Annotated in this window: 20 protein-coding genes; 4 read left to right on the forward strand and 16 right to left on the reverse strand. The window is 66.8% G+C overall.

The window, feature by feature from the left end:
- Window positions 1-5: 5 nt before the first annotated feature.
- From C2I19_RS04280 to C2I19_RS04325, 10 genes are all read right to left on the reverse strand, one after another.
- Window positions 6-2,729 (reverse strand): DEAD/DEAH box helicase, encoded by a 2,724-nt coding sequence (locus tag C2I19_RS04280; protein WP_103901479.1) that lies wholly within the window; start codon window positions 2,727-2,729, stop codon window positions 6-8.
- Entirely contained in the window at window positions 2,726-6,820 is a 4,095-nt protein-coding gene (locus C2I19_RS04285) for a DEAD/DEAH box helicase (RefSeq protein ID WP_103901480.1), read from the reverse strand. Before C2I19_RS04285 ends, C2I19_RS04280 begins: the two co-directional genes overlap by 4 nt.
- A gap of 68 nt (window positions 6,821-6,888) precedes the next feature.
- Window positions 6,889-8,172: a glutamate-1-semialdehyde 2,1-aminomutase gene (gene hemL, locus C2I19_RS04290; RefSeq protein ID WP_103901481.1), complete on the reverse strand. Its 1,284-nt coding sequence runs from the start codon at window positions 8,170-8,172 to the stop codon at window positions 6,889-6,891.
- A 204-nt stretch (window positions 8,173-8,376) separates the two neighbouring features.
- The gene (locus C2I19_RS04295; RefSeq protein ID WP_103901482.1) at window positions 8,377-8,838 is read right to left on the reverse strand and encodes a CYTH domain-containing protein; all 462 of its coding nucleotides are present in this window, start codon (window positions 8,836-8,838) and stop codon (window positions 8,377-8,379) included.
- A gap of 20 nt (window positions 8,839-8,858) precedes the next feature.
- Window positions 8,859-9,314, reverse strand: coding sequence for a hypothetical protein (locus C2I19_RS04300; RefSeq protein ID WP_103901483.1), 456 nt, complete (start codon window positions 9,312-9,314; stop codon window positions 8,859-8,861).
- A 14-nt stretch (window positions 9,315-9,328) separates the two neighbouring features.
- Complete coding sequence (locus C2I19_RS04305) at window positions 9,329-9,745, reverse strand: CopD family protein (RefSeq protein ID WP_103901755.1); 417 nt, start codon at window positions 9,743-9,745, stop codon at window positions 9,329-9,331.
- A 106-nt stretch (window positions 9,746-9,851) separates the two neighbouring features.
- Complete coding sequence (locus tag C2I19_RS04310; protein WP_199181073.1) at window positions 9,852-10,124, reverse strand: hypothetical protein; 273 nt, start codon at window positions 10,122-10,124, stop codon at window positions 9,852-9,854.
- On the reverse strand, window positions 10,121-10,477 hold the full coding sequence (locus tag C2I19_RS04315) for an MmcQ/YjbR family DNA-binding protein (protein WP_103901484.1): 357 nt from the start codon (window positions 10,475-10,477) through the stop codon (window positions 10,121-10,123). Before C2I19_RS04315 ends, C2I19_RS04310 begins: the two co-directional genes overlap by 4 nt.
- A gap of 3 nt (window positions 10,478-10,480) precedes the next feature.
- Window positions 10,481-11,305 (reverse strand): M48 family metallopeptidase, encoded by an 825-nt coding sequence (locus tag C2I19_RS04320; protein ID WP_233201105.1) that lies wholly within the window; start codon window positions 11,303-11,305, stop codon window positions 10,481-10,483.
- 10 nt (window positions 11,306-11,315) lie between these two features.
- Entirely contained in the window at window positions 11,316-11,480 is a 165-nt protein-coding gene (locus C2I19_RS04325) for a rubredoxin (RefSeq protein ID WP_103901485.1), read from the reverse strand.
- A 74-nt stretch (window positions 11,481-11,554) separates the two neighbouring features.
- On the opposite strand from C2I19_RS04325, the gene thiD reads away from it, so the two are divergent.
- Both thiD and thiE read left to right on the forward strand, forming a co-directional pair.
- Window positions 11,555-12,400, forward strand: a complete 846-nt coding sequence (gene thiD, locus C2I19_RS04330; RefSeq protein WP_103901486.1) for a bifunctional hydroxymethylpyrimidine kinase/phosphomethylpyrimidine kinase — start codon at window positions 11,555-11,557, stop codon at window positions 12,398-12,400.
- The gene (thiE, locus tag C2I19_RS04335) at window positions 12,384-13,007 is read left to right on the forward strand and encodes a thiamine phosphate synthase (RefSeq protein ID WP_103901487.1); all 624 of its coding nucleotides are present in this window, start codon (window positions 12,384-12,386) and stop codon (window positions 13,005-13,007) included. Before thiD ends, thiE begins: the two co-directional genes overlap by 17 nt.
- Here the strand turns inward: thiE and C2I19_RS04340 are convergent.
- From C2I19_RS04340 to zwf, 6 genes are all read right to left on the reverse strand, one after another.
- Window positions 12,994-13,368 (reverse strand): hypothetical protein, encoded by a 375-nt coding sequence (locus C2I19_RS04340; protein WP_103901488.1) that lies wholly within the window; start codon window positions 13,366-13,368, stop codon window positions 12,994-12,996. The genes thiE and C2I19_RS04340 overlap by 14 nt on opposite strands.
- Before the next feature lie 163 nt (window positions 13,369-13,531).
- Window positions 13,532-15,175, reverse strand: a complete 1,644-nt coding sequence (pgi, locus tag C2I19_RS04345) for a glucose-6-phosphate isomerase (protein ID WP_103901489.1) — start codon at window positions 15,173-15,175, stop codon at window positions 13,532-13,534.
- An 11-nt stretch (window positions 15,176-15,186) separates the two neighbouring features.
- Entirely contained in the window at window positions 15,187-16,035 is an 849-nt protein-coding gene (hexR, locus tag C2I19_RS04350; RefSeq protein ID WP_103901490.1) for a transcriptional regulator HexR, read from the reverse strand.
- A complete protein-coding gene (locus C2I19_RS04355; RefSeq protein WP_103901491.1) occupies window positions 16,028-17,071 on the reverse strand; it encodes a glucokinase in 1,044 nt (347 codons plus the stop codon). Before C2I19_RS04355 ends, hexR begins: the two co-directional genes overlap by 8 nt.
- On the reverse strand, window positions 17,052-17,729 hold the full coding sequence (gene pgl, locus C2I19_RS04360; RefSeq protein ID WP_103901492.1) for a 6-phosphogluconolactonase: 678 nt from the start codon (window positions 17,727-17,729) through the stop codon (window positions 17,052-17,054). Before pgl ends, C2I19_RS04355 begins: the two co-directional genes overlap by 20 nt.
- A 203-nt stretch (window positions 17,730-17,932) precedes the next feature.
- Window positions 17,933-19,411: a glucose-6-phosphate dehydrogenase gene (gene zwf / locus C2I19_RS04365; RefSeq protein WP_103901493.1), complete on the reverse strand. Its 1,479-nt coding sequence runs from the start codon at window positions 19,409-19,411 to the stop codon at window positions 17,933-17,935.
- Window positions 19,412-19,666: 255 nt separating this feature from the next.
- Between zwf and edd the strand changes: the two genes are divergently transcribed.
- Entirely contained in the window at window positions 19,667-21,499 is a 1,833-nt protein-coding gene (gene edd, locus C2I19_RS04370) for a phosphogluconate dehydratase (RefSeq protein WP_103901494.1), read from the forward strand.
- A gap of 61 nt (window positions 21,500-21,560) precedes the next feature.
- Window positions 21,561-22,187 carry a bifunctional 4-hydroxy-2-oxoglutarate aldolase/2-dehydro-3-deoxy-phosphogluconate aldolase gene (locus C2I19_RS04375; RefSeq protein WP_103901495.1) on the forward strand — a complete coding sequence of 209 codons (627 nt, stop codon included), beginning with the start codon at window positions 21,561-21,563 and terminating at the stop codon, window positions 22,185-22,187.
- Window positions 22,188-22,564 lie beyond the last annotated feature (377 nt).

A 22,564-nucleotide genomic window follows, 5' to 3' on the forward strand; every position in this document is an offset into this window, starting at 1 on the left:
CGCGATCAAGCCGAAGCGCCTCGCAGCAAGGCGAGCAGCGCCGCGCCGTCCAGCCGGGCGCTGGCGTCGCCGCCGGACAGCAGGCTGTCGGCCAGCGCGCGCTTGTCGCGGTGCAGCTCGACGATTTTTTCTTCTATGGTGCCGGCAGCCACCAGCCGGTACACCGTCACCGGCCGCTGCTGGCCCATGCGGTAGGCGCGGTCGGAGGCCTGGTCTTCCACCGCCGGGTTCCACCACGGATCCAGGTGGATGACATAGTCGGCGGCGGTGAGGTTGAGGCCGGTGCCGCCGGCCTTCAGGCTGATCAGGAACATGTCGCCGTCGCCGGCCTGGAACGCGTCCATGCTGGCCTTGCGCTGCTTGGTCGGCGTGCTGCCGTCCAGATAATGGAAGCGGACGCCTTGCTGCTTCAGGTGCTCGGCCGCCAGCGCCAGGTGGTCGACAAACTGGCTGAACACCAGCGCCTTGTGCCCATTGTCCAGCAGCTCCTCGCAGATCTCGGCGAAGGCCGCCAGCTTGCTGGCCGGCAGCGCGCTGTCGGGCTGGGTAAGCTTGGGATGGCAGCAGAAGCGGCGCAAACGGGTCAGCTCCGCCAGCGCCTGCATGCTCTGACCGCCGGCGGCCGGATCGGCCTCCGCCACCCGGGCCAGGGCCTCCTGCCGCATCGCTTCGTAGACGTGGCGCTCCTGCTCCGACAGCTCGATCAAGCGCGTGGTCTCGGTCTTGGGCGGCAGCTCGGTCAGCACCTCGCGCTTGGTGCGGCGGAGCAGATAGGGCTGGATCAACGCTTTCAGCTGCGCGCGCGCGGTCTCGTCGCCGTCGGCGATCGGCTGGGCGTAGCGCTGCTCGAACTGCGCCAGATTGCCGAGCAGGCCCGGCGCGATGAAGCGGAACAGGCTCCACAGTTCGCCCAGATGGTTTTCCACCGGGGTGCCGCTGGCCGCCAGGCGGAAATCGGCGCGCAGGCTTTGCGCCACCTGGGCGCGCTGGCTCTGCGGGTTCTTGATCGCCTGCGCCTCGTCCAGCACCACTGACGCCCAATGCACTTCGCCAAACGCCTCGGCCTCGCGCTGCAGCAGGCCGTAGCTGACGATCACCAGATCGCCCGGGCCGACGTCGTCCAGCCGGCGCTGCTGATGGTAGGCGCGCAGCCGCAGGCTGGGCGCGAAGCGGGCGGCCTCGGCCAGCCAGTTCAGCGCCACCGAAGTCGGCGCCACCGCCAGCTGCGGGCCCAGATGGGCGCGGGTCAGCAACAAGGACAGCGTCTGCACCGTCTTGCCCAAGCCCATGTCGTCGGCCAGGCAAGCGCCGACTCCCCAGTGCGCCAGCCGCGCCATCCAGGCGAAACCCTGCAACTGGTAAGGCCGCAAGGTGGCGTGGAGAGTGGGTGGCACCTGCGGTTTAAACACGGCCGCCTCGCGCCAGCGCGCCGCCTGCTGTTGCCAGCCGGCGTCACCGTCGAACTGGCCGGCTTCCTCGCCCAGCGCTTGCAAGCGCGGGCCGGCCAGGGGGCTGATGGCCAGCCCGTCCGGGCCGGCGTGATCTATCATTCTGGCCAATTCGCCCAAATGCTGCTGCAGGCTGCCGGACAGCGCCAGCCAGTCGCCATCGGACAATTGCAGATACTTGCCTTTCTGGCTGGCCAGCGCCGCCAGTAGGTGACGCAGGGTCAGGATGCGGCCATCGTCCAGTTCCAGCTCGCCCTCGGCCTGCAGCCAGCCGCCGCGCCGCTTCACTTTCAGCTTGAGCTGCGGCATGCCTTCGGCGGCGGCCAGGCGGATCTTGTCGCCTTGGGGCCACAGGCAGGTCACGCGGCCTTCGCCGGCCGCCTGCAATTGCGACAACAGCGATAGCGCCGAGTGCTGATCGGCAAACAGCCAGCCGTCGCCATCGCGCTGGCCGCGGCCTATTGCCGGGCAGGCCTCGCGCAGCGCGCGCAGCCGGCGCGCTTCCTCGGCCAGATCGCGCGCGAATTGGTGGTAGGCATCGTCTATGTCCAGCACCAGCCCGGCCGCGCCGCGTCCCGGCGCGCTCCAGGCGGCGGCCGGGTGCGGCTTGACCTTGAGCTGCAGCCGCAGGCCTTCCGGCTGGCGGGTCAGCAAGGCGTACAGGGCGGGATCGGCGGCCTCGCAGGGCTGGGCGGGATCGAATTGCGGGCTGGCGTCCACCAGCGGCAAGTCGGGCGCGACTTCGCGTATCGCCTCCAGCACGCGCTGCCGAGCCTGCCACGGCACGGCCAGGCCATGGCCTACCAGATCTGCCAGCGCCTTCAGCTCATCGGTCAGCTGGTAGACCAGCAGCCGCTCCGGCTGCGGCCGCTGCCATAGCAGGCCGCCGCAGCTGGCCAGGCCTTCCGGCAGCAGCTTCAATCGCAGCTCGGCGCCGACGCGCTCCAGTTGCAGCGCCGCTTGGCCGGCTTCGACGCGGATGCGCCGCGCCGGCGCGTCGGCGTCGAACAGCAGCGGGTGGCCGATCAGCGCCGGCAGCAGCGGCGCGGCGTCGATCAGGCCGGCGTCGCCGTCGTGCGCCTGCCATAGCGCCAGCAGCGGCTTCAGCAGCGGCAGGTCATGCGGCCGCACCGCGCCAGCCTGGTCTTGCAGCAGGCTGGCCAGCGAGCAGGCGCGGCCGCGGCTCCAGCCGTCCGGACCGGCGTTTTGCAGCAGCGGCTGCAGCTGGACGCCGGAGTCGGCAAGCTTGATGCGCCAGAGCAGGCGGAGGGCGTCGCTCACAGGCCGGCGTCTCCTTTCAGCAGCGCCAGCAGCGCGTCGGCGTCCAGCTTGGCGCTGACTTCGCCGCCTTCCAGCAGGCTGTCGGCCAGATCCCGCTTCTTGGCGTGCAAGGCGACGATCTGTTCCTCTATGGTGTGTTCCGCCACCAGCCGGTACACCGTCACCGGTCTTTGCTGGCCCATGCGGTGGGCGCGGTCCGACGCCTGGTCTTCCACTGCCGGGTTCCACCAGGGGTCCAGGTGAATGACGTAGTCGGCGGCAGTGAGGTTGAGGCCGGTGCCGCCGGCTTTCAGGCTGATCAGGAAGATGTCGCCTTCGCCTGCCTGGAAGGCGTCGATGCGGGTCTTGCGCTGCTTGGCGCTGGTGGCGCCGTCCAGGTATTGATAGGCGATGCCGCGGCGGTCCAGGTATTCGCGCACGATGGCCAGGTGGTCGACGAACTGGCTGAAGATCAGCGCCTTGTGCTTGTTTTCCAGCAGTTCTTCTATGATCTCGGCGCAGGCGGCCAGCTTGCTGCCCGGCAGCTCGCTGTCTTTCAGCGCCAGTTTGGGGTGGCAGCAGAAACGGCGCAGACGGGTGATTTCGGCCAGCACCTGCAGCGGCTGGCTGTCCTCGCCGGGCAGGGCGGCCAGCTTGTCCACGGCCTCCTGGCGCAGGGCTTCGTACAGATGCATTTCGTCGCGGCTCAAGGCCACTTTGTGGGTGATCTCGGTGCGCGGCGGCAATTCGTCCAGCACCTGGTTTTTGTTGCGGCGCAGGATGAAGGGCTGGATCAGCGCCTTGAGCGCCTTGCGCGCGGCGGCGTCGCCGTTTTCTATCGGCGCGGCGAAGCGCTGGCTGAAGCCGTCCTGGCTGCCCAAGAGGCCCGGGTTGAGGAAGCGGAACAGGTTCCACAGCTCGCCCAGATGGTTTTCCAGCGGCGTGCCGCTGACCGCCAGCCGGAAGTCGGCGTTCAGCGCCATGGCGGCCTGCGAGCGTTTGGTCTGCGCGTTCTTGATCGCCTGCGCCTCGTCCAGCACCGCGCTGCGCCAATGCTGGGCGGCGAACGCCTCCGCCTCTTGCTGCAGCAGGCCGTAGCTGACCACCACCAGGTCGAAGGGGCCCAGCCCGGACAGGTCGCGGGTTTGCTGGTAGGCCCGTACTTTCAGGGTGGGCGCGAAGCGGGCGGTTTCCGCCAGCCAGTTCATGGCGACCGAAGTCGGCGCCACTACCAGCTGCGGTCCGCTAGGCGCGCGCTCCAGCAGCAACGCCAGGGTTTGCACCGTTTTGCCCAGGCCCATGTCGTCGGCCAGGCAGGCGCCCACGCCCCAGCGCGCCAGCCGCGACAGCCAGTGGTAGCCTTCCAGCTGGTAGTCGCGCAGCTCGGCTTGCAGGGTGGAGGGAAGGGCCGGGCGCCAGTCGCGCAGCGATGCCAGCCTTTGCTGTTGCTGCTGCCAGTCCTGGTCCGCCTCGAAGGCGCCGGCTTCGGTTTGCAGTTCGGCCAGCAGCGGCGCGGTCAGCGCATGCAGGCGCACGCCGCGCTCGCCGTCGCCGTCGGCCAGCAGGGCCAATTGCTCCAGGCGGCGGCGCAGGCTTTCGCCCAGCGCCAGCCAGTCGCCCTCGCCCAGTTTGACGAAGCGGCCGCGGCTGTGGCGGATCAGTTGCAGCAACTGGCGCAGCTGCAGCACCGCGCCGTCGTCCAGCGTCACTTCGCCGGCCAGCTCGAACCAGCCGCCGCGCGATTGCAGGGAGAAGCGCATGCCGTCGAGTTCGCGCCGGCCCTGGATGCGCATGCGCTCGCCTTCCGGCCACACGCATTCCAGCATGTCGCGGTCTACGGCATGCAACTGGCTGAGCATTTCCAGCGCGGCCTGCGGGTCGTCCAGTTGCCATTCGCGGCCATCGCTGTCTGCCAGTAGCAGGGCTGGGCAGGCTGCTTCCACCGTCTTCAGCGCCGCCTTTTCCGCCTTGAGGTTGCGCATCGCTTGCACCGGCCTGCCGTCTTGTTCGCCCAGCACGTTTTCCATGCCGCGGCCCGGTTGCTGCCAGCCGCCGCCGGGCAAGGGCCGCACCAGCAGTTGCAGGCGCAGGCCCTCGTCCAGCGGCAGCAGGTGGGCGTACAGCTTGCCGTCGGCCGGCACGCTGTCGATGTGGGCGGCCAGCTCCGGCAGGTCGGAGTGTATGGGCAGCAGCGGGGCGATGCCGCTGATGGCGTGGATCAACTGGCTTTTGCCCTGTTGGGGAATGCACAGTTCTTTGCCGACGATGGCGGCGATTTGCCGCGCTTCGTCGCTGACGGGGTAGACCAAGAGCCGGGTGGGCGTTTCCTTTTCCCAGACCAGGGCGCTGTCGGGCCGGATCTGGGCCGGCAGCATGCGCAGCCGGATCTGGCCGGCGGCCTCTTTCAGCTGCAGCGCGACCTCGGCTATGGCCACGTCCAGCCGCGTGTCCGGCGCATCGGCCCAATACACCGCCGGGTGGCCCGCCAGCGCGGGCAGCGCGGGCTCGCTGTCCAGCGCGTAGTGGGCGCCGCCGTAGTAGTAGTCGTAGTCTTGCCGGATGTGGCTGATGACCTGCTTATCCTGCTCCAGCAGGTAGTCGAAGCTGTCGGTTTCCTCGCGCAGACGCTTGAGCGCCACGGCGCGGCCCTTGCTCCATTGGCCTTTGGCGGACAGTTTCTGTTCGCGCGGTTCCAGCGTCGGACCGCCGCGGCCCAAGGCCAGCAGCCAGGCCAATCGAGATTCCGCCGCCGGCTTGTCCGGTTTCTCGGCCGGCTTGCCCAGCAAGGCTAGGGCGTTCAGCGCATGCTGCCAGGCTTCCTGCTTCTGGTGCAGTTGGAACCAGGGCGTCAGCTTGCGCTGCTGGTGCCAGTCCGGCAGCGCGCGCGGCTGGCCGAACTGCGCCTCCATCAGCGCGTCGATTTCCTGGACCGCCAGCTCGTAGCCGTCGCGGCGCAGCTGGGCGGCGAAGGTTCGCAGCGCGTCTTCCCATTGCGGCGAGCGCGCGCCCGTATCGTCCAGCCAGTAGCGCAGCGCGGCGCAGGCCAGGCCGTCCAGGCCGCGCAGGCGCGGCAGGTGGTCCAGCGTCACATTGCCGTTGCCTTCGCTCTGCGATTGCAGGCGCTGCAACAGCGGATAGGCCTCGCCGTATTGATGCTGCATGCCGTGCTTGATCAGCTGGGCAAGGGTCTTGTTGCCGGCGATGTCGTCCTTGGCCACCAGCGCCAGCGCGTACAGCAGATTGAGGTCCGGCGGCAGCTCCAGCTTGCGCTTGCGGGTTTGCGCGCGAACCTGGCTGATCCAGGATTCTATGGCTTGCAGGGCCTCGTCAACCTGGCCCTGCATCAGGGACAAGATGACGGCCGGCGTCAGTGCCAGGCCCTCCGGGCAGATTTCGCCAAGCAAATCCAGCTCGCCGCGCCAGATCGCCAGCAGGCCGGCGGCGTCTTGCAGCGGCAGCATGTCTTGAAACGTCGTCTCGAATTTGCCGACGGCGTATTGGTAGGCCGGCGCGACGGCTTGCATGTCCCAGCTCTGGCGCAGCAGCAGGGGGAGGAGCAAGGCGGTCTGGGTGATAGCCGGCAGCGTTTCCAACAGCTGGCGGCCGGCATCGTCGGCCAGCAGCAACTCCGCCAGCGGCGGATATTGCTTCATCTGATTGTGGGACTCCCATGTCGGCAGCCAGCGCATCAGGGTCTCGACGTCGCCCTCCAGCAGCGCCTGCCACAGCTCCAGCGGGCAGCTCTCCGGCCCGGGCGAACCCCAGCCGCGTCGCTGGCTATCCAGGTAGGCCTGGAATCCGCTTTTCCAACGGCCAAGCGCGCCGCTCCGCCACAGGCCAAGCAAGGCCTCGTTGTGATGCCGGCGCCGCAAGCGGTACAGACCGGCCTGGCTCAGGCTCAGCCAATCCTGCGCCAGCAGTTCGTCCAGGGGGCCGGCCAGCGAGGCGTTATCGAGCTGGCGGGTGGCGCTGGCGCGCAGGCCCAGGCTTTTAAGAATGGCGAGCAGGGCGGTTTTGTTGCGGCCGGCCAGCGACATCAGCAGGGCAAACAGAACCGCTTGCTGGATTTCGCCGAGGGCGTCGAAGCGGGCGGTAAGCGAATGATCGGGCATGAAAAAGGCCGTCGGACAAATGTCGGACGGCCATTATGCCAGAGGTCCGCGCGGCGGACCGGGCGGACTCAGCCCGCGACGCGGGCGAACGCGCGGCCGGCGGCGGCGATGGTCTGCTCGATCATTGCATCGGTGTGGGCGATGGAGACGAAGCCGGCCTCGTAAGCCGAAGGCGCGAAGTAGATGCCCTCGTCCAGCATGGCGTGGAAGAAGCGCTTGAAGCGTTCGATGTCGCAGCCGGTGGCCTCGGCATAGGACTTGGGCGCCTTGTCGCTGAAGTAGAAGCCGAACATGCCGCCCACGCTGTCGGTGGACAGCGTGACGCCGGCTTTCATCGCCTCTTCCGCCAGGCCCTGGGCCAGGCGGGCGGTGCGGTTGCCCAGCGTTTCATAGAAGCCCGGTTGCTGGATCAGCTTTAGCGTGGCGAGACCGGCGGCGACGGACAGCGGGTTGCCGGACAGGGTGCCGGCCTGATAGACCGTGCCCAGCGGCGCGATCTTGCCCATGATGTCGGCGCGGCCGCCGAAGGCCGCCAGCGGCATGCCGCCGCCCACCACCTTGCCCAGCGTGGTCAGGTCCGGCGTGATGCCGTGCAGGCCCTGGGCGCAGCCCTTGGCCACGCGGAAACCGGTCATCACTTCGTCGTAGATCAGCACCGCGCCGTGTTTTTCCGTCAGGCCGCGCAGCGCCTGGACGAACTCTTGCGACGGCTGGATCAGATTCATATTGCCGGCGATGGGCTCCAGGATGACGCAGGCGATCTGGTCGCCGATCTCGGCGAAGGTGCGCGCCAGCTGTTCCACGTCGTTGTACTGCAGCACCAGCGTGTGCTTGGTGAAATCGGCTGGCACGCCGCCGGACGAGGGGTTGCCGAAGGTCAGCAGGCCGGAGCCGGCCTTGACCAGCAGGCTGTCGGAATGGCCGTGGTAGCAGCCTTCGAATTTGACGATCAGGTCGCGGCCGGTGAAGCCCCGCGCCAGGCGGATGGCGGTCATGGTCGCCTCGGTGCCGGACGACACCAGGCGGACCTGCTCGACGGAGGGCAGCAGTTTGCAGATTTCCTCGGCGATCACCACTTCGCCCTCGGTCGGCGCGCCGAAGGACAGGCCGCCCACGGCGGCGTCCTGCACCGCCTTCACCACGTCCGGATGAGCGTGGCCGACGATGGCCGGGCCCCAGGAGCCGACGTAGTCCAGATACTGTTTGCCGTCGGCGTCCCAAAAGTAAGCGCCTTCGGCGCGGGCGACGAAGCGCGGCGTGCCGCCGACTTGGCCAAAGGCGCGCACCGGCGAGTTGACGCCGCCGGGGATCACTTTTTTGCCACGTTCAAACAGTTCCAGATTGCGGGACATGGTTTTTCCTTGTCTGGCGGCGTCAGCCGCGGAGTATGAAGGCGCGGCGGCGCGGAGCGGGGCCGCCGTGATGCGGCCATTTTACCCGAGTGGCGGGCGGGATGGGCGGGGTGTGGATAAAATCGGGAATATGGGGTGGTTGTGGATAAGCGGGTTTGCCCCCTCCCCTGGCCCCTCTCCCGCAAGGGGAGAGGGGGGCGGCGCTCACCAGCGCGTAAACGGATGCTTGGACAAGTAGGCGTTGGTGAAACGGCCGTCATGGGTGACTTCCTCGCCCAGCCAGGCCGGCTTGTCGAACGGGGTGTCCTCGCTCGGCAGTTCGATCTCGGCCAGCACCAGGCCGGCGTTGTCGCCGAAGAATTCATCCACTTCCCAGACGAAGCCGCCGCGCTCGATGCGGTGGCGCAGCTTGTCCACCACCATGGGGCACATCGCGCCCATGATGGTTTGCGCGTCGGCCAGCGGGATTTCATATTCGAATTCATGGCGCGTGACGTCGCTGATATTGCCCTTCAGCGTCAGCCAGGCCTGCTGGCCCACCACGCGCACGCGCACGGTGCGTTCCTTCTCCACCGACAGGTAGCCCTGGCGGTATTGCACGCCCGGCGCCAGGCCGCGCCAGGCGTCGCCGCTCACCCGGAATCGGCGTTCGATTTCCAGTGCCATCGCACTATCCTTTATCTGAATTACGGTTGCGGAGCCGGCGGCGGGCAAGCCGCCAACGGCTCCAGGTAAAAGGTCAGGCTGCTTAGCTGCGGCTCCACGCCGGAGGCCTCGCTATAAGGGTGAACCTGCAACTGCAAGCCGCCCAGCAGCATTCTGCTGTCTTCCAGCGCGAGCTGGCTGTCCAGTTTCCGGCTGGAGGCGCCGTCGCGCCAGTCCAGCTTGACGCTCAGCAGCGGCCGGCTCAGGCCGCGATCAGCCTGCAGGCGGCCGGACACCGACAAGGTGGCGGCCGCCTCGTAGACGGCGCCGGCGAAGCGGCCGTCGGCGGCCAGGCACAGCGTCAGCGGCTTCAGCGCCTCGCCGTCGCGTTCCACGCTGAGCCGCAGCGCAGCCGGATGCGGCGGGGCGGCAGGGCGAGTCGCGGCCGTCGCGAAAGCGGTTGCCAGCATCAAGCTGGCGGCTAATGGGATTTTCATGCGCGTCTCCCGGCTCAGAATGGCTTGACGACCACTAGGATCACGATGGCCAGCAGCGCGAACACCGGCAGCTCGTTGAACACGCGGAACCAGACGTGGCTCTTGCGGTTGCGGCGCGCGGCGAAGTCGGCGTACAGCCTGGCGCAATAGCCGTGGTAGGCCATGAGCAGCGCCACCAGCGCCAGCTTGGCGTGCAGCCAGCCGCCGGCGATGCCGAAACCCAGCCACAGCCACAGGCCGCAAGCGATGGCCAGCGCGGCCAGCGGCGTCATGAAGCGCAGCAGTTTCCTCGCCATCAGCAGCAGGCGGTCGTATTCCATCGGATGGCCGGCCTGGGCCAGGTTGACGAACAGCCGCGGCAGGTAGAACAGGCCGGCGAACCAGGAGACGACGAAGAAGATGTGAAACGCTTTGAGATACAGGTAAGTCACTATGGCTTTATCCATGAGGTGGCGGAAAACTGCGCAGGCCGATCAGATTGCCCCAAGGGGCGCGCATTTGGCACATGCGCTGTCCCATTTCGATGTCCATCGGACCTCAGTACCGGGCGGCGCCCAGCGCGGCCAATTGCGCGGCGCGATGGTCTAGATCGTCGCATCGCCAATACACCACGCTGCCGGCCGCACCGCTGGCTGCCTTGGCGTCGGCCTGGACGATTTCCCGCCGCACGCCGTCCAGCGCCAGGCAGGCGAAGTCGAATGCGGACAATGCCACTCGGCGGGCCGGAGGGAAGGCTTGTTGATACCCGTTCAAGCCGGCGCGCCAGTCCGAGACGTGGATCCGCACCGCGGCGATGGGACAGAGGCTCACGCCTGCTCCCCATATTGACCGCGCAAAGCCTTGGGTAGTTTCCGCAAAACCAGTTCGCGCGAGCGCGCGATGCCCTGGCGCAGCTCATCGGGCGACAGCGCTTCGGTGTCGCTCACCTGTATCCAGCGCGCGCGGGCCAGATAAGGCGCCGGCCGCGCGCCGGGCAGGCCGGACAGCATCAGGAAATCCTCGTCGGCCACCTTATAACTGAGCGCGCCGCCACCGCACAGCAGGAACATTTTTCCGCCTATGCTGGCTACGCGCTCGCTGCCCCATTTGACGTCGAAGCTGGCGCCGGGCAGGGCGCAGGCGTAGGCCAGCAGGTCGTCGAGCACGGCGGCGGGCAATGGCATGGCTCAGCCTTTCCTGGGTGCGGCCTGGTATAGCGGCCAGACCTGCGGGATGCGGGCCTGCAGGTCGCGGATGCGGGTGGGGCCGGACGGGTGGGTGGACAGGAATTCCAGGTCGTTGCCGTTGCCGGCCGCCTGCATCTTCTGCCAGACGTTGACTGCGGCGTTCGGGTCGTAGCCGGCGCGGGCCATCAGCTCCAGGCCCATGATGTCGGCCTCGGATTCCATCGTCCGGCTATGCGGCTTGTTCAGCGTCACGTCCGTCACCAGCGAGGCCAGCTTCATCTGGTCCGCGTTGAGGCCGGCTAGCGCGCCAAGCAGGGACAGCCCGGCCTGCTGCACATAGGCCTGGCTCATGTTCTCGCGCGTGTGCTCGCGCAGCGCGTGCGAAATCTCGTGGCCGATCACCGCCGCCAGTTCGGCGTCGCTGAGCTTGAGCTGTTGGATCAGGCCTGTGTAGACCATGATCTTGCCGCCGGCCATGGCGTAGGCGTTCATGTCGTCGGTGGAGAGCACGTTCACTTCCCAGCGCCAGGCGCGGGCGTCCGGGCGGAAGGCCGGGGTTTGGGCGATCAGCCGCTGCGAGACGCGGCGCACCCGCGCCGTCAGCGGCGGATCGACATTGAGCTTGCCCGCCGCGCGCGCCTGCTGCAGCTGCTGCGCATAGGCCTGGGCCGACATCTGCTCTACTTCCTGGCTGGACAGCAGCATGCTCTGGCCGCGGTTGACGCCGACGGCGCCGCCCGAGGTGGTGGCCACCTGGGCGCAGGCAGCCAGGCCAGCGGCCAACAGCGCGCCGCCCAGCCAGCGTTTCCAACGATTGCGCATCATGTTTGCCCGGTCAGATTTCCACCATCTGGAAGTCGTCCTTGCGCGCGTCGCAATCCGGACAGGTCCAGTTGGGCGGCAGGTCCTCCCAGCGGGTGTTCGGCGGAATGCCGTCTTCCGGTCGGCCGGTGGCCTCGTCGTAGATGAAACCGCAGATCAGACACATCCAAGTACGCATCGCATCGCCCTCGTGTTCGGATAAAATGGGTATTCTAAATCTTGCCAACGCAATAAGACAGAAGAGGTTTGCCCTTGACCACTCCCGCCACCCCGCCGCTGGTGCTGACCCTGGCCGGTTCCGATCCGTCCGGCGGCGCCGGCATCCAGGCCGATATCCTGACGCTGGCCAGCTTGGGCTGCCACCCGCTGTCGGTGATCACCGCGATCACGGTGCAGGATACCGTCGGCGTCAATGACTTGATGGTGCTGGATTCGGATTGGGTCAACGATCAGGCCCGCTTCCTGCTGGAAGACATGCAGGTGGCGGCATTCAAGATCGGCATGCTGGGCAGCGTGGAAAACGTCGCCGTGGTGGCGCAGCTGATCGCCGACTATCCGGACATCCCGGTGGTGCTGGACCCGGTGCTGGCCAGCGGCGGCGGCCATGAGCTGGCCGACGAGGACCTGATAGGCGCGATGCGCGACATGCTGATCCCGCAGGTGTCCATCCTGACCCCGAACAGCCTGGAGGCGCGCCGGCTGGCCAGCAGCGATCCGGACGAGGACGAGGAGCTGACGCTGGACCAGTGCGCCGAGCGCATCCTGGCCCTGGGCAGCCCTTATCTGCTGATCACCGGCACCCATGAGAACACCAAGGAAGTGGTCAACAGCCTGTACGGCCAGGATGGCATCGTACGCGCCGACCACTGGGAGCGGCTGCCCGGCAGCTATCACGGTTCCGGCTGCACGCTGGCTTCGGCCATCGCCGGCATGCTGGCTACCGGCCTCTTGCTGCCGGAGGCGGTGCGCGAGGCGCAGGAGTACACCTATCAGACGCTGCTCAACGGTTTCCGTCCCGGCATGGGCCAGTTCCTGCCGGACCGCATGTTCTGGGCGCGCGGCGATGAGGAGGAAGAAGGCGATGCCGCCAAGCGTTGAGGGTCTGTACGCGGTCACGCCGGATGGGCTGGATGACGCGCGCTTGTTCGAGCTGACGGCGGCAGCCTTGGCCGGCGGCGCGCGCGTTTTGCAGTACCGCGACAAGAGCGGCGACGCGGCGCGCCGGCTGCGCCAGGCGACGGCGCTGCGCCGGCTGTGCCGCGTCCACGGCGCGCTGTTCATCGTCAACGACGACGTCGGATTGGCGGAGCGGGTCGGCGCCGACGGCGTCCATCTGGGCCGCGACGACGGCGACATCGCCGCCGCGAGGAGCCGGCTGGGCCCGGACGCGGTGATCGGCGCGTCCTGCTATGACCAGATCGCGCTGGCGCGGCGGGCGCTGGCGGCCGGCGCGAGCTATGTCGCCTTCGGCGCGGTGTTTTCGTCGCAGACCAAGCCGCATGCCGCGGCCGCGCCGCTGAGCTTGTTGGCGGAGGCGGCGGCGCTGGGCGCGAATGCGGTGGCGATAGGCGGCATCACGCCGGACAATGCGGCGCGAGTCATCGAGGCTGGCGCGGACGCGGTGGCGGTGATAGGCGGCTTGTTCGAGGCGAAGGACGCGGGCGAGGCCGCGCGGGCGCTGTCCGGCCTGTTTACAGCACGGTGATGTCGGCCAGCCGGTAGGCGACGCCGCGGTCTTCCTGGCAGAACACGCGGGCCTGCACGGTGACGGCTCGGCCCTTGAGCCTGTCCATGCCGTCCTGGCTCAAGGCCAGGCTGGACACCTTGCGCAGGCCGCAGGCGGCGCTGCCGTCCAGCCGGATGGGCTGGCTCAGCTTCAGGTGGTAGGTCTCGGAAAACGTGCCTTCGGCCTTGCTGCCGGAGGCGACCGGTCCGATGACGGTGCCGCGGAGGGTAATGGGGGCGGCGGAATCGCCGCCGACGCGGACCAGCTGTCCGGCGGCTTGGCCGGACAGGCTGGCGGCCAGCAAAAAACCGGCCAGCGTGGCGTTGCAGAACTTACTCATCCCGATCGATCTTCTTTAGTCCATTGTTTTTATGCAGACTTTAAGCGCGTATTTGAGCAGCATCGCGTTTGTCGGACAATCGGGGTTATCCCCAATTTGGCGGCGCTGAAAAAAAACAACGCCCCCGCATCCTGCGGGGGCGTTTTGCCATGCGTCGGCCGGCTCAGCCGTTGGCCTTGCGGTAGAGCGCGATCAGGCGGCGGGTGGAACTGTCGTGCTCGGCCTGGTCCAGCTTGCCGGTCAGCTCGGCGTGGATGGTCTTGGCCAGCTGCTTGCCCAGCTCCACGCCCCATTGGTCGAAGCTGTTGATGTGCCAGATCACGCCCTGGACGAAGATCTTGTGCTCGTACAGCGCGATCAGCGAGCCGAGGTTGCGCGGGTCCAGCCGGCTCATCAGCAGGGTGTTGGTCGGACGGTTGCCGTCGAACACCTTGTGCGGCACCAACTCGTCCAGCGCTGCGCCTTTCAGCCCCTGTTCGGCCAGTTCGGCGCGCGCCTCATCGGCGGTCTTGCCGCGCATGAAGGCTTCGGCCTGGGCGAACACATTGGCCAGCAGTATCTCGTGGTGGCCCGGCAAGTTGGAGCGGTTCTCCAGCGAGGCGATCAGGTCGATCGGCGAAATGTGGGTGCCCTGGTGCAGGAGCTGGAAGAAGGCATGCTGGCCGTTGATGCCGGTCTCGCCCCATATGATGGGCGCGGTTTCGTAGTTGACCGGCTGGCCGGACAGCGCCACCTGCTTGCCGTTCGACTCCATGTCCAGCTGCTGGATGAAGGCTGGCAGCCGGTGCAGGTACTGGTCGTACGGGGCGATCACATGGCTGCCGCCGCCGTAGTAGTTGATGTACCACACGCCTATCATGGCCAGCAGCACCGGCATGTTCTGCTCGAACGGCGCGTTCATGAAGTGCTGGTCCATGATGTGGGCGCCGTTCAAGAGCTCGGTGAAGTTCTCCTCGCCCAGATACAGCATGATGGGCAGGCCGATGGCCGACCACAGGCTGTAGCGGCCGCCCACCCAGCTCCAGAATTCGAACATGTTTGCCGGGTCTATGCCGAACTCGGCCACCGCCTTCTGGTTGGTGGACACGGCGACGAAATGCTTGGCCACCGCGCCCTCGTCGCGCGCGCGGGCCAGGAACCATTCGCGCGCGGTCAGCGCGTTGGTCAGGGTTTCCTGGGTGGTGAAAGTCTTGGACTCCACTACGAACAGCGTGGTCTCCGGGTGGACCTTCTTCAGCGTTTCCTTCAACTGCGCGCCGTCCACATTGGAGACGAAGTGCATGTTCAGCCGCGGGTGGCCGAAGGGCTTCAGCGCGCTACAGACCATCAGCGGGCCGAGGTCCGAGCCGCCGATGCCGATGTTGACGATGTCGGTGATGGGCTGCTTGGTGTAGCCCAGCCAGTCGCCGGAGCGCACGGCGTGGGCGAACTTGCCCATCCGCTCCAGCACCGAGTTGACCTTGGGCATCACATCCTCGCCGTCCACCACGATGGGCGAGTTGGTGCGGTTGCGCAGCGCGATGTGCAGCACCGAGCGGTTTTCGGTGCGGTTGATCTTCTCGCCCTTGAACATGGACTTGATGCGCGCCGGCAGGCCGGTTTCGCGCGCCAGCTCCATCAGGCCCAGCAGCGTGGCGTCGGTGATGCGGTTCTTGGAATAGTCGAGGAACAGCCCGCCCACCTCCAGCGAATAGCGCTCGGCCCGGCCCGGATCCGCCGCGAACAGCTCGCGCATGTGCAGATGCTTGGCCTCGGCGAAGTGGTCCCACAGGGCCTGCCAGGCCGGCAGTTCGGTCAGTTCACTCATGATATCTCGTCCTATTCCGGTTGCTTGTTGTCCAGTCTGCGGTTCTTCAGGCTGTGCTTGGTCTTTTCCAGCTGGCGGATCAATCCCGGCCCGCGGCGCAGCGCCACGCTGACCGCCAGGATGTCGATCTGCACCAGATGCACGATGCGCGAGATCATCGGGCTGTAGGTTTCATTGTCTTCCAGCGTGTCGGCGATCAGGGACACGGTGGCGCGGCGCGCCAGGGGCGAACCGCTGGTGGTCAGCGCGATCACCTTGGCGCCGGCGGCGATGGCCACGTCCACCGCTTCCAGCAGCTCCATGGTGCGGCCGGAGCTGGAAATGGCCACCAGCACATCGTCCGGGCCCAGCACCGACGCCGCCATCATCTGGATGTGGGTGTCGGAATAGGCGACGGTGGGAATGCCGAAGCGGAAGAATTTGTGCTGAGCGTCGGCGGCGATGATGCCGGAGTTGCCCAGGCCGTAAAATTCGATGCGATGGGCGTCGGTCAGCAGCCGCACCGCGGCCTCAATGGCCTGCGGGTTGACGTCGTTGCGACACTTGAGCAGGGCCGAAACGGTGTTGTCGAATACCTTGGCCACGATTTCGGACGTCGGGTCTTCCGGACGCACGCTGGAGTGGACGTAGGGCACGCCGGTCACCAGGCTGCCGGCCAGCTTGAGCTTGAAGTCGGGCAGGCCGGAGCAGCCGACGGTGCGGCAGAAACGGATCACGGTGGGCTGGCTGACGCCGGCGCTCTTGGCGATGTCGGCAACGGCCGCCTGGATCACAGTGTAAGGCTGCTCCAGCACCAGCTCGGCGACCTTGCGCTCGGCCGAGGACAGCATCTCCAGTTGGCCACGGATGCGATCAAGCATGCATGTCTCCTGCTGTGCCGCCGCGAGGAGTGGTGGAGGCGTCCACCGGGAGGTTGCTGCGCGGCGCCAGATGGTCCGCCAGGTAGGCGGCCACGCCCGGCAGGGCGGGATAGGCGCTGGTGATCAGATAAACCGGGATGCCGGCCAAAAGGCCCGACATCCGTCCCTTGTCCTCGAAGCGGCGGCGAAATGGGGATTGTTCAAAAAAACCGCTTAGACGCGGCACAATACCACCACCTATGTATACCCCGCCACGGGCACCGAGGGTCAAGGCCAGATTTCCGGCGGCCGAACCGAGCGCGCCACAGAAGATTTCCAGCGTTTCGCGGCAGCGCGGGTCCTGTCCGGACAGCCCCTGCGCGGTGATCCAGGCCGGCTCGCGCGGGGCGTCGTCTTCGCCGTCGCGCGAGCATAGCGCCTGGTGGATCAGACTGATGCCGGCGCCGGACAGCAGGCGCTCGGCGGATACATGGCCGAAGCGCGCCTGGGCGTAGCGCCAGATGGCCAGCTCGGCTTCGTCCTGCGGGGCGAAGGAGACATGGCCGCCCTCGCCGGCCAGCGCGCGCCAGCCGCCGGCGTGCGGCACCAGGGCCGATACGCCGAGCCCGGTGCCGGGGCCGATCAGCGCCAGCGGCGCGTCCGGCCGCGGCTCGCCGCCGCCTATCCGGGCCAGTTCGCGGCCGGGCAGACGCGGCAGGGCCAGGGCCAGCGCGGTGAAATCATTGAGGAACAGCAGGGTGGTGAAGCCCAGCGCTTGGCGCACGGCTGCTATCGAAAACGACCAGGGGCAGTTGGTCATCGTCACCTGGTCGCCGTTCAACGGATTGGCGATGCCGATGGCGGCATGGGCGACGCGGCGCGCGCCCGCCTGGGCCAGATAGTCGCGCAGCGCGTCTTCCAGCGTCGGGTAGCGGGCAGTGGGCAGCGTCAGGATGTCCTCGATGACGCCGGGCGCGGTTTCCAGCGCGAAGCGCGCGTTGCTGCCGCCGACGTCGCCGAGCAGGCGCGGCCAGGCCTCAGGCAGTCCAGTAGACATCGAGCGGCGCCTTGTCCTGTGCCAGGAAATGGCTGATCGGCAGCGCGTCGCTGACGGCGCGGCGGGCGGCATCCAGCACTTCGCGCTTCTTGGCGCCCTGGATGGACAGAATCAGGTTGCCCGAGCGCAGCAGCGCGGCGTAGCTCATGGATACGCGGCGGTGCGGCGCGGTCTGCGGCGTGACGGCCAGGATGGGAAGGGCGTTGGCCGGGTCCAAGCCGGCGGCCAGCTCCGGCGCGCCGGGGAACAGCGAGGCGGTGTGGCCGTCCTCGCCCATGCCCAGGATGGCGACGTCCGGCGCGAGGAAGTCGCGGTTGCCGGCGGCCACTTCGGCGTCAATGTCCTTGGCTTCGCGCACCAGCGGCAGGAAGCGGGCCGGCGCGGCGCGGTTCTGCAGCAGGTGTTGGCGAACCAGGCCGGCGTTGCTGTCCGGATGGTCTGGCGCGACGAAGCGCTCGTCCACCAGGGTGACGGTGACGCGCGTCCAGTCTATCGCCATTTCGGACAGCAGCTGGAACAAGGGGATGGGCGACTTGCCGCCGGAGACGGCCAGCACGGCGCTGCCCTTGCTGGCGATGGCGGCGGACAGCCGCGAGGCGATGCTGTTGGCCAGCGCGTCGGTCAGTTGCTTGGCCTCGGGAAATTCCAACCAGTTCATGCGCTTACCTCGGTCTTGGTCTGGCGCGGGGCGTTCCGCCCCGGTCTTGTCATCTGTAGGGCGGAAGCCCGCTGCGCGGGCGTTCCGCCTGGATACTGTCTTGGCTTTTGGGAGGGCGGAAGCTTCCTGCGGGGTCGCTCCGCCATTTGCTGCTATTGAGGTGAAAAAAGGCGGAACGCCCCTGAGGGGGCTTCCGCCCTACCTTAACACTCCTCGTGCCAACTGATGCCGTCGCGCGACAGCAGCGCGCTGGAGGCGGCCGGCCCCCAGCTGCCGGCGGTGTACTGTTTGGGCGGATTGTTGGTGCTGGCGGACCAGGTATCCATGATGGGTTCCACCCAGCGCCAGGCTTCGATCAGCTCGTCGCGGCGCATGAACAGCGCCAGCTTGCCGCGGATCACGTCCAGCAGCAGCCGCTCGTAGGCGTCGGCGCGGCGCACCTTGAAGGCCTTGTAGAAGTCCAGGTCCAGGTAGGCCGGCTGCAGGCGCATGGTGTCGCCCGGCTCCTTGGCCAGGAAGTAGAGGCGGATGCTTTCATCCGGCTGCAAACGGATCACCATGCGGTTGGCGTGGTGGTTGCCGCCCAAGGGGCCGGAAAACACTTGGTGCGGCACGTCGCGGAAGTTGATGACGATTTCGGCCAGCCGTTCCTGCATGCGCTTGCCGGTGCGCAGGAAGAAGGGCACGCCGGCCCAGCGCCAGTTGTCGATTTCGGCCTTGATGGCGACGAAGGTTTCAGTCTGGCTGTTTTCGGGGATGCCGGCCTCGTCCAGATAGCCCACCACCGGCTGGCCGCCGCTGGCGCCGGCCTTGTATTGGCCGCGCACGGTCTTGCTGGCCACTTCCTGCTCGGTGAACGGGCGCAGCGCCTTCAGCACCTTCAACTTCTCGTCGCGCACGGCGTCCGCTTCCAGATTGGCCGGCGGTTCCATCGCCACGATGCAGAGCAGTTGCAGCAAGTGGTTCTGCACCATGTCGCGCAGCGCGCCGGTGCCGTCGTAGAAGTCGCCGCGGCTGCCCACGCCCAGCTCTTCCGAGATGGTGATCTGCACGTCGTGTATCCACTCGCGGCGCCATAGCGGTTCGAACAGCGCGTTGGCGAAGCGGATGGCCATCAGGTTTTGTACGGATTCCTTGCCCAGGTAGTGGTCAATCCGATACAGCTGCTCTTCCTTGAAGAAGCGGGCTACGTCGTCGTTGATTTCGTTGGACGACTCCAGGTCGGTGCCCAGCGGCTTTTCCAGCACCACGCGCACGTTGTCGCGATTGAGGCCGACGGCGGCCAGGTTTTCGCAGATGCCGGCGAACAGATTGGGCGCGGTGGCCAGGTAGCACACCACCACCTTGCCGTTGTCGGCGCCTATCTTGTCGGCCAGGGCCGGGTAGTCGGCGGCCTGGGAGGCGTCCACGCGCAGGTAGTCTATGCGCGCGCAGAAGCTTTGCCAGGCCTCATCGCTGAATTGGGCCTTGATGTGAATGCGCGACTGTTTCTCGACGGAAGCCAGGTAGTCGTCGCGGCTCAGGTCCTTGCGGCCCAGCGCCAGAATGCGTCCCTGCTCGTTGAGCAGGCCGGCGGCGTGCGCCTGGTACAGGGAAGGCAGCAGCTTGCGCATCACCAGGTCGCCGGCGCCGCCGAACAACACCATGTCGAAGGCCGGGGTAGGGGTAGAACGATTCTCCATCCTGATCTTCCATCTCGAAGTTTAATTAGATGTAGTTATATTACCATTCGGCTACTGGCTGTCTATGGCCAAGCGGCGGGCGAGGCCACTTTTGCAACACCTTTTGCCTTGGCTCAAAAATTGGCTATCTAGGCTGGAAATGGCTGTCGGAAAAGCGGATAGTCGCGGCTGGACGCCGTAGGCGGCGCGTAGTCCGCCTTGCGTTTTGCGTGTAGTAAAACTACTATCAGACTTAATTCAACACGGAACGTCATCATGGCTTTGCATCCCACCCTGTCCGCCGTTACCGACCGCATCATCGCGCGCAGCCAGCCGCGCCGCAGCGCCTATCTTGCGCGCGTGCGCGCCGCCGCGCAGCAAGGCCGGGTGGAGCGGGCCCATCTATCGTGCACCAATCTGGCCCACGCTTTCGCGGCGATGCCGGATACGATGAAGATTCACCTGAAAGAAGAGCATCGCGCCAATCTGGCGATTGTGTCTTCTTATAATGACATGCTGTCGGCCCACCAGCCGCTGCAAGCCTTCCCGGTCTGGCTGAAGGAGGCCGCGCTGGCGGCCGGCGCCACCGCCCAGTTCGCCGGCGGCGTTCCGGCGATGTGCGACGGCGTGACCCAGGGCCAGGCCGGCATGGAGCTGTCGCTGTTCAGCCGCGACGTGATCGCCATGAGCACCGCCGTCGCGCTGAGCCACCAGATGTTCGACGCCGCGCTGTACCTGGGCGTGTGCGACAAGATCGTGCCGGGCCTGATGATAGGCGCGCTGACTTTCGGCCATCTCCCGGCGCTATTTGTCCCGGCCGGCCCGATGACCACCGGCATCGCCAACGATGAAAAGGCCAAGGTGCGCCAGCTGTACGCCGAAGGCAAGGTAGGCCGCGACGCGCTGCTGGAGTCCGAGTGCCAGTCCTATCATGGTCCCGGCACCTGTACCTTCTACGGCACCGCCAACTCCAACCAGATGCTGATGGAGATCATGGGCCTGCACCTGCCGGGCGCCGCCTTCGTCAATCCGAACACCGCGCTGCGCGAGGCGCTGACCCGCGCCGCCGCCGTTCAGGGCGCCAAGATCGCCGCCCAGGGCGAGCAGTTCACCCCGGTGGGCGAGATGATCGATGAAAAATCCATCGTCAACGCCATCGTCGGCCTGCTGGCCACCGGCGGCTCCACCAACCACACCATGCACATCGTCGCCATCGCCCGCGCCGCCGGCATCGACGTCAACTGGGACGATTTCGACCAGCTGTCCGCGGTGATTCCGCTGTTGGTGCGCGCGTACCCGAACGGCAAGGCCGACGTGAACCACTTCCATGCCGCCGGCGGCATGGGCTTCGTGATCCGCGAGCTGCTGTCGGCCGGGCTGCTGCACGAGGATGTGGGCACGGTGATGGGCCGCGGCCTGTCGCATTTCACCCAGGAACCGTGGCTGGACAACGGCGAGCTGAAATGGCGCGACGCGCCGGCGGTGAGCGGCGACGACAGCGTGCTGCGCCCGGCGTCCAACCCCTTCTCCGTCGACGGCGGCCTGAAGCTGATGGCCGGCAATATCGGCCGCGGCGTGATCAAGGTGTCGGCGGTGAAGGCAGAGCATCGCGTGGTGGAAGCGCCGGCGGTGGTATTCCACGATCAGAACGACATGCTGGCGGCGTTCAAGCGCGGCGAGCTGGAAAAAGACTTCGTCGCGGTGATCCGCTTCCAGGGCCCGCGCGCCAACGGCATGCCGGAGCTGCACAAGCTGACCCCGGCGCTGACCATCCTGCAGGAGCGCGGCTTCAAGGTGGCGCTGGTGACCGACGGCCGCATGTCCGGCGCGTCAGGCAAGGTGCCGGCGGCCATCCATATTTCGCCGGAAGCGCTGTCCGGCGGCGCCATCGGCAAGATCCAGGATGGCGACCTGATCCGCGTCAACGCCGAAACCGGCGAGCTGTCCGCCTTGGTGAACCAGGCAGAATGGGATGCGCGCGAGCAGGCCGAGGCCGATTTGTCGCACAATGAATACGGGATGGGCCGCGAGCTGTTCGCCGGCTTCCGCCACACGGCCGACGAGGCCGAGGCTGGCGCGATGAGCTTCCGCCACCCGGACTGGAACTGAGCGGCGTATACGATTCAGCAGACGGCGCGCAAGCGCGCCGCCTGCCAACAGGAGATTAAGAATGGATGCATTGACTGTATTGCGCCAAGGCCCGGTAGTGCCGGTGATCATCGTCAACGACGCCGCGGTGGCGGTGGACCTGGCCCACGCCCTGGTGGCCGGCGGCATCAAGGTGCTGGAAGTGACGCTGCGCACCAAGGCCGCGCTGGCCGCGATGCGCCGCATGCGCGATGAAGTGCCGGACGCCATCGTCGGTGCCGGCACGCTGCGCAACCGCGCCCAGCTGGAAGCGGCGGTGGACGCCGGTGCGCAGTTCGGCATCAGCCCGGGCTTCACCGGCGAGCTGGCCTCGGCCGCGCGCGCGTCCAACCTGACGCTGATCCCCGGCATCGCCACCCCGTCCGAAGCCATGTGGGCGCAGGACGAGGGCTTCAATACCCTGAAGCTGTTTCCGGCCGAGGCCGTGGGCGGCGTCAAGCTGCTGAAGTCGCTGGCCAGCCCCTTCCCGGACCTGCGCTTCTGCCCGACCGGCGGCATCGACATCAAGAAGGCCCCGGAATACCTGGCCCTGCCCAATGTGCTGGCCGTAGGCGGCAGCTGGCTGACGCCGGACGACGCCATCGCCGCGCGCGATTGGGACCGCATCACCGCGCTGGCGCGCGAAGCGACTCAGCTCGCGCGCGTCTGACCGCCAGGCTGTCAGGCCAAGGCCGCCCGCATAAGTTGCGGGCGGCTTTTATTTTGCATGTTTTTTAAAAATTGTGATGATTTTGAATATGTTTATTCCAAAATGCTAGATTGTTTGAGCATCGCGCGCTATCGCGCGTGGTCGAAGTGCGCAGCGAGAAACGCCTGATCGGCCTGACAGCATAAAAGGACGGGTTGGTGTGGGAAGGATTGTTTTTATGATATTTAAATCAAAAATGGCGCAATAAACATTTGAGTGGAAATTCGTTTTGAGTATTTGCTTGTTGCAAGATTATTTAATATTTAGTGATATTGCGTTGAATTTGTTGCGAAAAAGCACGTAAAACTTTGTACTTGTTTTAAATATTTTCCCTTTCT

This window comes from Chromobacterium alticapitis, from assembly GCF_002924365.1.
Taxonomy (GTDB): domain Bacteria; phylum Pseudomonadota; class Gammaproteobacteria; order Burkholderiales; family Chromobacteriaceae; genus Chromobacterium; species Chromobacterium alticapitis.

Coding starts and splice junctions, on each gene's coding strand:
- C2I19_RS04315 (WP_103901484.1), bottom strand. CDS start 10,477: ATGCCATTGCCCGCCGCCGTGCTCGACGACCTGCTGGCCTACGCCTGC.
- C2I19_RS04340 (WP_103901488.1), bottom strand. CDS start 13,368: ATGAGTAAGTTCTGCAACGCCACGCTGGCCGGTTTTTTGCTGGCCGCC.
- C2I19_RS04285 (WP_103901480.1), bottom strand. CDS start 6,820: ATGCCCGATCATTCGCTTACCGCCCGCTTCGACGCCCTCGGCGAAATC.
- hemL (WP_103901481.1), bottom strand. CDS start 8,172: ATGTCCCGCAATCTGGAACTGTTTGAACGTGGCAAAAAAGTGATCCCC.
- zwf (WP_103901493.1), bottom strand. CDS start 19,411: ATGGAGAATCGTTCTACCCCTACCCCGGCCTTCGACATGGTGTTGTTC.
- edd (WP_103901494.1), top strand. CDS start 19,667: ATGGCTTTGCATCCCACCCTGTCCGCCGTTACCGACCGCATCATCGCG.
- hexR (WP_103901490.1), bottom strand. CDS start 16,035: ATGCTTGATCGCATCCGTGGCCAACTGGAGATGCTGTCCTCGGCCGAG.
- C2I19_RS04295 (WP_103901482.1), bottom strand. CDS start 8,838: ATGGCACTGGAAATCGAACGCCGATTCCGGGTGAGCGGCGACGCCTGG.
- C2I19_RS04355 (WP_103901491.1), bottom strand. CDS start 17,071: ATGTCTACTGGACTGCCTGAGGCCTGGCCGCGCCTGCTCGGCGACGTC.
- pgi (WP_103901489.1), bottom strand. CDS start 15,175: ATGAGTGAACTGACCGAACTGCCGGCCTGGCAGGCCCTGTGGGACCAC.
- C2I19_RS04375 (WP_103901495.1), top strand. CDS start 21,561: ATGGATGCATTGACTGTATTGCGCCAAGGCCCGGTAGTGCCGGTGATC.
- C2I19_RS04300 (WP_103901483.1), bottom strand. CDS start 9,314: ATGAAAATCCCATTAGCCGCCAGCTTGATGCTGGCAACCGCTTTCGCG.
- pgl (WP_103901492.1), bottom strand. CDS start 17,729: ATGAACTGGTTGGAATTTCCCGAGGCCAAGCAACTGACCGACGCGCTG.
- C2I19_RS04320 (WP_233201105.1), bottom strand. CDS start 11,305: ATGATGCGCAATCGTTGGAAACGCTGGCTGGGCGGCGCGCTGTTGGCC.
- C2I19_RS04325 (WP_103901485.1), bottom strand. CDS start 11,480: ATGCGTACTTGGATGTGTCTGATCTGCGGTTTCATCTACGACGAGGCC.
- thiE (WP_103901487.1), top strand. CDS start 12,384: ATGCCGCCAAGCGTTGAGGGTCTGTACGCGGTCACGCCGGATGGGCTG.